The sequence below is a fragment of the Flavobacterium branchiicola genome (assembly GCF_018383905.1).
GTDB lineage: Bacteria > Bacteroidota > Bacteroidia > Flavobacteriales > Flavobacteriaceae > Flavobacterium > Flavobacterium branchiicola.
Genome location: NZ_JAGYWA010000027.1, coordinates 1 through 747 on the forward strand (window position 1 = coordinate 1; position 747 = coordinate 747).

Annotated in this window: 1 pseudogene; it reads left to right on the forward strand. The window is 36.9% G+C overall.

The features are described from left to right. Positions 1 to 747, forward strand: a pseudogene (locus tag KHA98_RS22760) (hypothetical protein); the annotation flags it as partial.

Consider the following 747-nt stretch of genomic DNA (forward strand, 5'->3'; position numbering starts at 1 on the left):
CAAGCAACTTCTCAACGATTGCAAACAATACTGAGGTAAAACAGATTATCGAGAATATCGTAAACAATACGGCAGGAAACGTAAGCTATGACGGAACTAAAAATGAGTTCTCTTATACAGATGCTACAGGCGCTTCAAAAGTGATCAACATCAGCGATCTTGTTAAGTTAAGCGAAACTGTTACTACGCTTAGTAATAACAACGACGGATCTTACACGTATACAAACGAGAAAGGTACTGAGGTTAAAATCAATGTTGTTGGAGATGTAACAAGCAACTTCTCAACAATTGCAAACAATACTGAGGTAAAACAGATTATCGAGAATATCGTAAACAATACGGCAGGAAACGTAAGCTATGATGCCGCTAATAAAGAGTTTACTTATTTAGACCAAAGCGGTGCAACACAGGTGATCAACATCAACGATATGGTTAAGAATAACGAAACTGTTACTACATTAAGTAATAACAACGACGGTTCTTACACGTATACAAATGAAGCAGGTACTGAGGTTAAAATCAATGTTGTTGGAGATGTAACAAGCAACTTCTCAACAATTGCAAACAATATTGAGGTAAAACAGATTATCGAGAATATCGTAAACAATACAGCAGGAAACGTAAGCTATGACGGAACTAAAAATGAGTTCTCTTATACAGATGCTACTGGCGCTTCAAAAGTGATCAACATCAGCGATCTTGTTAAGTTAAGCGAAACGGTTACTACGCTTTCTAACAACAACGACG